This window comes from Aeromicrobium sp. Leaf272 (assembly GCF_001422865.1).
Classification (GTDB): domain Bacteria; phylum Actinomycetota; class Actinomycetes; order Propionibacteriales; family Nocardioidaceae; genus Aeromicrobium.
This window is the reverse complement of sequence record NZ_LMMY01000016.1, coordinates 327-7918: the sequence shown is the minus strand read 5'-3', so window position 1 is coordinate 7918 and position 7592 is coordinate 327. Positions and strand designations below refer to the sequence as shown.

The 7592-nt window shown below is 71.9% G+C and carries 9 protein-coding genes; 6 read left to right on the top strand and 3 right to left on the bottom strand.

Features of this window, described 5'->3' with window-relative positions; genetic code table 11:
• Nucleotides 1-196 precede the first annotated feature (196 nt).
• Both ASF38_RS16225 and ASF38_RS16220 read left to right on the top strand, forming a co-directional pair.
• Nucleotides 197-475 (top strand): hypothetical protein, encoded by a 279-nt coding sequence (locus tag ASF38_RS16225; protein WP_056577445.1) that lies wholly within the window; start codon nt 197-199, stop codon nt 473-475.
• 52 nt (nt 476-527) lie between these two features.
• Nucleotides 528-734 (top strand): hypothetical protein, encoded by a 207-nt coding sequence (locus ASF38_RS16220; protein WP_056577442.1) that lies wholly within the window; start codon nt 528-530, stop codon nt 732-734.
• A gap of 269 nt (nt 735-1003) precedes the next feature.
• Here ASF38_RS16220 and ASF38_RS16215 read toward each other — a convergent pair whose 3' ends face one another.
• The 3 genes from ASF38_RS16215 to ASF38_RS16205 are packed head-to-tail and all read right to left on the bottom strand — an operon-like array spanning nt 1004 to nt 2816.
• Nucleotides 1004-1525: a hypothetical protein gene (locus tag ASF38_RS16215; protein ID WP_056577439.1), complete on the bottom strand. Its 522-nt coding sequence runs from the start codon at nt 1523-1525 to the stop codon at nt 1004-1006.
• Between the two features lie 2 nt (nt 1526-1527).
• Nucleotides 1528-1929 (bottom strand): DUF4333 domain-containing protein, encoded by a 402-nt coding sequence (locus tag ASF38_RS16210; protein ID WP_156366964.1) that lies wholly within the window; start codon nt 1927-1929, stop codon nt 1528-1530.
• 11 nt (nt 1930-1940) lie between these two features.
• A complete protein-coding gene (locus ASF38_RS16205; protein WP_055970563.1) occupies nt 1941-2816 on the bottom strand; it encodes a YihY/virulence factor BrkB family protein in 876 nt (291 codons plus the stop codon).
• A gap of 133 nt (nt 2817-2949) precedes the next feature.
• Between ASF38_RS16205 and ASF38_RS16200 the strand changes: the two genes are divergently transcribed.
• From ASF38_RS16200 to ASF38_RS16185, 4 genes are all read left to right on the top strand, one after another.
• Nucleotides 2950-3570 (top strand): hypothetical protein, encoded by a 621-nt coding sequence (locus ASF38_RS16200; RefSeq protein WP_156366963.1) that lies wholly within the window; start codon nt 2950-2952, stop codon nt 3568-3570.
• Between the two features lie 292 nt (nt 3571-3862).
• Nucleotides 3863-5545: a nitrite/sulfite reductase gene (locus ASF38_RS16195; protein WP_056577429.1), complete on the top strand. Its 1683-nt coding sequence runs from the start codon at nt 3863-3865 to the stop codon at nt 5543-5545.
• A gap of 178 nt (nt 5546-5723) precedes the next feature.
• Nucleotides 5724-6482 carry a sirohydrochlorin chelatase gene (locus ASF38_RS16190; RefSeq protein ID WP_055970569.1) on the top strand — a complete coding sequence of 253 codons (759 nt, stop codon included), beginning with the start codon at nt 5724-5726 and terminating at the stop codon, nt 6480-6482.
• Nucleotides 6483-6549: 67 nt separating this feature from the next.
• The coding region (locus ASF38_RS16185) for a metallophosphoesterase (RefSeq protein ID WP_200914571.1) at nt 6550-7592 on the top strand (1043 nt) is incomplete at its 3' end.

Sequence of the window (7592 nt, the reverse complement as noted above, 5' to 3'; positions counted from 1 at the left end):
CCTGCGCGCGCACGACCCCCGGCTCACTCACTCCCATGCCGAGCCGGGGGTCCACCCACTTTCATGCCCCGGCGTCGGACCCGCACGACCCACGACGGGAAGGCTCCAGAAGCTCGACGATTCCCGAGCCTTCTCGTCTCGTTGCGCCCGACCACGCTCCGTGGCATTCGATCACCCGTTCGAGTATGATCGCCCGGTGGGCGCCAACCGTCGTTACGGCGACCGCTCCCCCGCCGACCACCTCGAGCGGGCCGAGCGGATCCGGCACGTCTGGGTCGCCCCGTCCGCGAAGCACCCGGACATGGCGCCCTACCCGGGGCTGCTGATCACGTGGCAGCGACGCGACGGACAGTGGTGGGCCCACGTGGCGATGATCCTGCCCGAGGGCGCCGTCGTCCTGAACTGGCTCCCGGCAGCCCGACTACGGCCCGCCGCTGCCGCTCACCCGACGCGGCCCTCGACGACCGGCAGATGAACGATCGGCACGGCGACTGGCGCAAACGCCGATCGCGGCGCACCATCGGTGCATGAAGTGCGCGGAGGTCAACTGCCACGAGACGGCGTCCACGCTGTCGCAGCTGGAGCTGGACGATGCACGTTTCGCAGTGCCGGTCTGCGCGCTCCATGACGTCGGCGACGTCTCCGTCGAGAAGCCGACCCGAGCCGCCGGCCTGGACATCAGGCCGACACCCGTCGACGGCAGGTCCCTCGCGGAGTCCACCGCGCCGATGTGAGCCCCTCTGCAGCCTGCGGTTGACGCCACGGGCCGACGCTCCGATGCCGTGACGACCGGCACCTTCGGGCCTCGTCCTGCGCCGGAGCCCGACCGAGACGTCCGCACCCTAGGACCAGGTGTGTTTCGGACTCCTCGGGCCGGGGAACGTGCAGGGCAGCACCGTTGGTTGAGACCACAGCTGCGCGTGCCAGTGGTCCCGGACCCCCGCGCGGGGGTCCGGGATCGCGCAGCTTCGCCGAGGACGCGCCGAGGACGGCGCGGCGTCGGTCAGGACCGCGAGCTCGACCGCCAGGTGAACTGACCCTGGCGGGAGGTGATCCGCACGGTCGCGTCGGCGATGACCGTGGCCGGGGCGGACGCGTAGGCCACCGTGCAGGTGAAGGTGGTCCCCACGGCCGCGGACACCCGAGGGGGGCACCAGACCGACGTCGGCTCGCCCTTGGCGTCGAGCGAGGACCTGATGCGCGCCACGACGGCGCCGGTGGCCCGGGTGGTGCGCGGCGCCGGGGCCGCGGTGCGACGCGGAGCGGACGTGGCCCGCGGAGCCGCGGTGGTCCGCGTCGGTGTCGGCGTGGCCGACGGGGTCTCGCCGGGGGTCGGCTCCGTCGTGGGCGAGGCCGAGAGGCCGGCCGACGGGGTCGGCGCGACCGACTCGCTCACCACACCGGGCGAGGCGGAGTCGTCCGACGCCGCGTCGGTGCCGACCCACGACCGCAGCCCGAAGACGCCGCCGGCCAGGACAAGCACCGTGAGCACGAGCCACGGCAGCACCTTGCGTGCACCGGACATGGTCACTCCCCCTGCGACTTCGGCGTCGACGTCCACACGTAGTGGCCGTCGGGGCCGTCGATCTCGACCGCGGCCGTCGCGATCGCGGCCGTGTCCGGCTCGTCGTCGAAGAACACCTCGCAGTCGAAGGTGGTACCGATCTTCTGCGCCACCCGCTCCGGGCACTCGATGCGAGTGGGGCGCCCTGCGTTCTGGTCCAGACGCGCCTTGATGGTCCGCTCGATCTTGGTCGTGGACATCTTGGCCGGCGCCAACGACGGGGGCGCGGTCGGCTCGGCCGACGCGGTCGACTCGGGATCGGAACCGGCGTCGTCGTCGCTGCTGCAGGACCGCAGGGCGAACAGCAGCGCTGCCACGCCCAGGAGCACGACGACGAGCGCAGCAACCTTCCGCAAACCCTTCACAGGCGCCGATCCTAGCGGTCGACGCGGGGGTGGCGTTGCTCGTCGAGCGAGGCGTTGATCGCAGCACCGATGAGCACCGCGATCGACAGGACGTACAACCACAGCAGCACGGCGATCGGAGCTGCCAGCGGGCCGTAGATCGACGTGCCGCCCGTGGAGAACCCCAGGGCCCAGCGGACGAGCAGGCTGCCGCCGATCCACAGGCCCATCGTGAAGAAGGCCCCAGGCAGCCCGGAGCGCCACGACACCTTCACGGGGACGGCCAGGTGGTAGAGCGACGCGAGGAACCCCACGGAGACGAGCAGCACCGCCGGCCAGTACAGCGGCTCCAGCACCGACAGCTGGGAGGGCACGATCGAGGCCGCCACCTCCGGCCCGGCCAGGACGAGCGGAACCACGATGATCGCGAGCGCCAGCGCCACCACGTACAGCGAGAACGACAGGGCACGGGTCTTGACGATGCCGCGCACCCCGCCGAGCCCGTAGAGGATCGAGATCGTGTCGAGGAAGACGTTGAGCGCCCTCGACCCCGACCACAGGGCCAGCACGAAGCCGATGGACACCACGTCGATGCGGCCCGAGCTCAGCACCTCGTCCAGGGTCGGCGCGATGACCTGGTCGACGGTGCCCTGGGTCAGGGCCTGCGACGACAGGTCGAGCACGCGGTCCTTGAGCACGTCGACCTGCGCGACGTCGTAGCGCTCCGCGACGAAGCCGATCGTGCCGGCAAGCCCGAAGACGAGTGGCGGCAACGACAGGATCGCGAAGAACGCGGCCTCGGCCGCGAGCCCGGTGACCCGGTGGGTGATGCAGCGCGAGACGGTACGCGCCGTGACCCGCGCCAGCAGGTCGACAGCCGCCGGGCGTGCTACCCGTTCAGCCGCCATGGCCCTACGGTATCGACATGCATCCCCTCCGCAGCGCACCGTCGCGCCAGGCGATCCCCCACCCCGTTCGGGACGGCGCCGATCGGAATCGCGGCGAGCGAGCCCGTGCCGCCCGCCCGTCCGGGGCGTGCGCGTGAAGCCGCTCGCCGTCGCTGGCGTCACGTCGGCCCTGACGACCGCCGTCGCCGCCTGGGCGCTGCGGGCCACCGATCCGGCCACTGCCGTGGCCGCCGTGGCGGTCGTCGCCGTGGCCGCCGCCTGGCTGGCCGGCTTCCACGACACCTCGGAGACCTCGGGTCTCGCGCTCACCGGGCCGGCGCAGCTGGTCTCCTTGACCCTGGTCGGCCGCGCCGCGGTGGGCGGAGTCCTGCCGACGCTGGCCGCCCAGGTGGTCGGAGCCGTGGCAGCAGGCGCGGCGGTCACCGCACTCGACCTGCCCGGAGGATCGCTCGTGTGGGACGAGCCCGGCCTCCTCACGGGTGGTGTGCTGGGCTTGGTGGCCGGACTCGTCCTGGCCTGGACGACGCTGGCCGCCGACACCGGCGCCGTGGCCTGGGCTGCCGCCGGGCCGGTCACCTCCGGCGCGGTGCTGGGTGTGGGGCTCGCGGCCGCGGCGCACCCGGGCGCCCTGCTGGGGCTCGCCGTCGCCGGGGTCGTCGCCTGGCCCGTGGCTCTCGTGGTGGCCGCGGCGGTGCTCGTGGGGACGGCGCTGGGCACCTTCGTGGTCTCCTGGGTGTCCCCGCACGCTGCGTGACTCAGGTCACGCATCCACGCGCCGTTCCAGGCGGAACGGCCGACGGAGTCCATATATTGGACACAGAGTCCAGATGATGGACATCCTAGTTGTGGGGCCGTCCACGGCCTGACCAGACTGTCCGCATGTTGATCGCGCAGACCGTCTGGCTCGTGGAGCGTCTCCACGTGGACCTCGGCCGCGCGCACACGATGATCTGTCGCTGATCCGCGCGCCCGCTGACCCTTCCGCGACGCGCGACGACACCGTCCGTCGGACGCGACCGTCGTGCGTCCTCTCTCCGAGGACCTTCATGACTTCGAGCACCACCCCGCCCCCCGCACGCACGGCACGTCGTCGCCGTGGTGAGGGCCAGTGGGCGCTCGGCTACCGCGAGCCCCTCAACGCCAACGAGCAGTCCAAGAAGGACGACAACCCGCTCAACGTGCGCGCCCGCATCGAGAACATCTACGCCCACCGCGGGTTCGACAGCATCGACCCCGGCGACCTGCGTGGCCGCTTCCGCTGGTGGGGCCTCTACACGCAGCGCAAGGCCGGCATCGACGGCGGCAAGACCGCGACGCTCGAGCCCGAGGAGCTCGACGACCGCTACTTCATGCTCCGCGTCCGCGTCGACGGCGGCCAGCTCGACCTCCGACAGCTGCGGACGATCGCGGACATCTCGGTGGACTTCGCCCGCGACTCCGCCGACCTGACCGACCGCCAGAACGTGCAGTACCACTGGATCGACGTCCGGGACATGCCGACGATCTGGGAGCGTCTGGAGTCCGTCGGACTCTCCACCCAGGAGGCGTGCGGCGACTGCCCCCGCGTCATCCTCGGCTCCCCCGTGGCCGGCATCAGCGAGACCGAGATCATCGACGGCCGTCCGGCCATCGAGGCGATCGAGAGCCGCTACATCGGCGACCGCGCGTTCTCCAACCTCCCGCGCAAGTTCAAGTCCGCGATCAGCGGCCACCCCGGGCACGACGTGGTCCCGCAGATCAACGACATCGCCTTCATCGGCGCCGAGCACCCCGAGCACGGCCCGGGCTTCGACCTCTGGGTCGGTGGCGGGCTCTCGACCAACCCGATGCTCGCCCAGCGGGTGGGCGTCTGGGTCCCGGTCGACGAGGTGCCCGAGGTGTGGGAGGGCGTCGTCAGCATCTTCCGCGACTACGGCTACCGACGTCTGCGCTCGCGTGCGCGGCTCAAGTTCCTCGTGGCCGACTGGGGCATCGAGAAGTTCCGCGAGGTGCTCGAGACCGAGTACCTCGAGCGTTCCCTCGTCGACCTCGAGGCCCCCGAGGTGCCCACCACCCCCGTCGACCACGTGGGCGTGCACCGCCAGAAGGACGGCCGGTACTACGTGGGCGTGGCGGCCACGGTCGGTCGCATCTCCGGCACGCTGCTCAACCAGGTGGCCGACGTGGTCGAGGCGCACGGCTCCGACCGCGTCGCCACGACGCCGATGCAGAAGCTCGTCGTGCTCGACGTCGAGGAGGACCGCGTCGAGTCGCTCGTGGACGCCCTCGCCGCACTGGGCCTGTACGCCCGGCCCTCGCAGTGGCGCCGCAACACCATGGCCTGCACGGGCATCGAGTACTGCAAGCTGGCCATCGTCGAGACCAAGGCGCGTGCCCGTGACCTGGTCGACGAGCTGGAGCAGCGCGTGCCCGAGCTCGACTCGCCGATCACGATCAACGTGAACGGCTGCCCGAACTCCTGCGCCCGCATCCAGACCGCCGACATCGGCCTGAAGGGCCAGCTCGTCCTGGACGAGCAGGGCCGGCAGGTCGAGGGCTTCCAAGTCCACCTCGGCGGTGCCCTCGGGCTCGAGGCCGGGTTCGGCCGCAAGCTCCGCGCCCACAAGGTCACCGGCGAGCAGCTCCCCCACTACGTCGAGAAGCTCTCGCGCACCTACCTCGAGCAGCGCGACGGCGACGAGTCCTTCGCCCGCTGGGTCGCGCGCGCCGACGAGGAGGTCCTGCGATGACGGGTAGGGCCACGCCGTTCCACTGCCCGTACTGCGCGGACGAGGACCTGAGGCCGCACGGCGAGACCCACGGGGAGTGGGAGTGCCGAGCGTGTCAGCGGGCCTTCCGCCTCGGCTACATCGGTCTTCTCCGCCCCACCCCACCCAGCACGACCGAGCCCTCTGGAAGGAGGACAGCATGACTGCACCAGCGTTGATCGCCCTGGCGCACGGCAGCCGCGACCCGCGGTCCGCCGCCACCATCACTGCCCTGACGGAGCTCGTGTCGTGCATGCGTCCCGACCTCCGCGTCACGACGGCGTTCCTCGACCACTCCGAGCCGAGCCTCGACAGCGTCGTCGACCGCCTCGTGGCCGAGGGGCACAGCGAGATCGTCCTCGTGCCCCTTCTGCTCACGGAGGCCTACCACGCGAAGGTCGACGTGCCCGAGGCCGCCGAGGCCGCTCGCGCGCGGCACGACGGGATCCGGATCCAGGTGACCGACGTGCTCGGCATCGAGTCCGCGTTCTTCCGCGTGCTCGACCGACGGCTGCGCGACGTGCTGCGCGAGAACCGGGTCCGAGAGCTGGATGCACTGGTGCTCGCGGGCGCCGGCTCCTCCGACGCCATCGCCAACGCCACCATCGCGCGCGCTGCCCGGGCCTGGGGCGCCCACCACAAGCTCCCCACGATCGCCGCGTTCGCATCGAGCGCGCCCCCCGCCGCCGGCGAGGCCGTCCGGGCCCACCGGGCCGACGGGCGTCGCAACATCGCGGTCGGCCAGCTCATGCTGGCTCCGGGCTTCCTGCCCGACCGCGTCAAGGAGCTGGCCTACGAGGCCGGCGCCGTGGCCGTGGCCGAGCCGCTCGGCGTCGACGAGGAGATCGCCGAGGTCATCCTGGCGCGCTACGCCGTGGGCGCCGTCCAGCTGGTGTCGTTCGACGCGCTGTTCACGTAGTCGCTGCACCCACCGCGTCACGATCGGGGTCCTCACGTCTCTCTCAGACGTGAGGACCCCTCTGCGCGTGACCCCCCTGCTCCTGTCGCTCCTGCTCGCGGGCGGTCTGCTCGTCGGGGTCGCACCACGCGCGACGCCGCCGGCCGCGGCCGCCGAGGCCGACGCCTCCTTCACCGTCGTGGTCCTGCCCGACCTTCAGGGCTACACCGTCTCGAGCACCTACGCCGCCACCGCCACCGCGCAGACGCAGTGGATCGCCGACCAGGCCGACGACCTGGACGTCGCGGTCGTGGCGCAGGTGGGCGACCTGGTGGAGACGCACCCGATCCCCGAGCAGTGGACGCGGGCGTCGACCTCCATGAAGGTGCTGGACGACGCCGGCGTGCCCAGCGCGGTGCTGCCCGGCAACCACGACATGGACGTGAGCACTGGCGAGGCCGTGCGGTACGACGCGAGCTTCCCGGCCTCGCGGTACACCGGTGCGTCCTGGAACGGACCCGCCGCGACCTACGTGGAGGGCTACCGCGGCAACAAGAACAGCGCCGTCACGTTCGAGCGCTCGGGCATGGACTTCATGCTCCTCAGCCTCGAGTACGACCCCACCGACGCCGTCCTGGCCTGGGCGCGAGGCGTGCTCGCCGCGCACCCGGAGCACCGGGTGATCTTGTCCACCCACTCGTTCATCCACACCGCCGGCGGTCGTTCCACCACGACCACCCGCACCGACGCCGGCGCCAACACGCCGCAGCAGGTATGGGACGAGCTCGTGCAGCCGAGCTGCCAGATCTTCCTGGTCGTCAACGGCCACTGGCACGACGGGCCCGACCGCACCGAGGCCCGCCGCGCCGACGCCAACGCCTGCGGCCGCCCGGTGCAGCAGATCCTGTCCGACTACCAGGACCGCCCCAACGGTGGCGACGGCTGGCTGCGCACCTACCGGTTCGACCCGGCGGCCGACACGATCACGGCCGCCACCTACTCCCCCACGCTCGCCCGCTACGAGACCGACGCCGACAGCGCCTTCACCCTCGCCTACGACATGACGAGCGGCACCACCCCGCCCCCGATGACGACACCGACGACCTTGGTCGGCCCCGGGTCGGCGTGGAC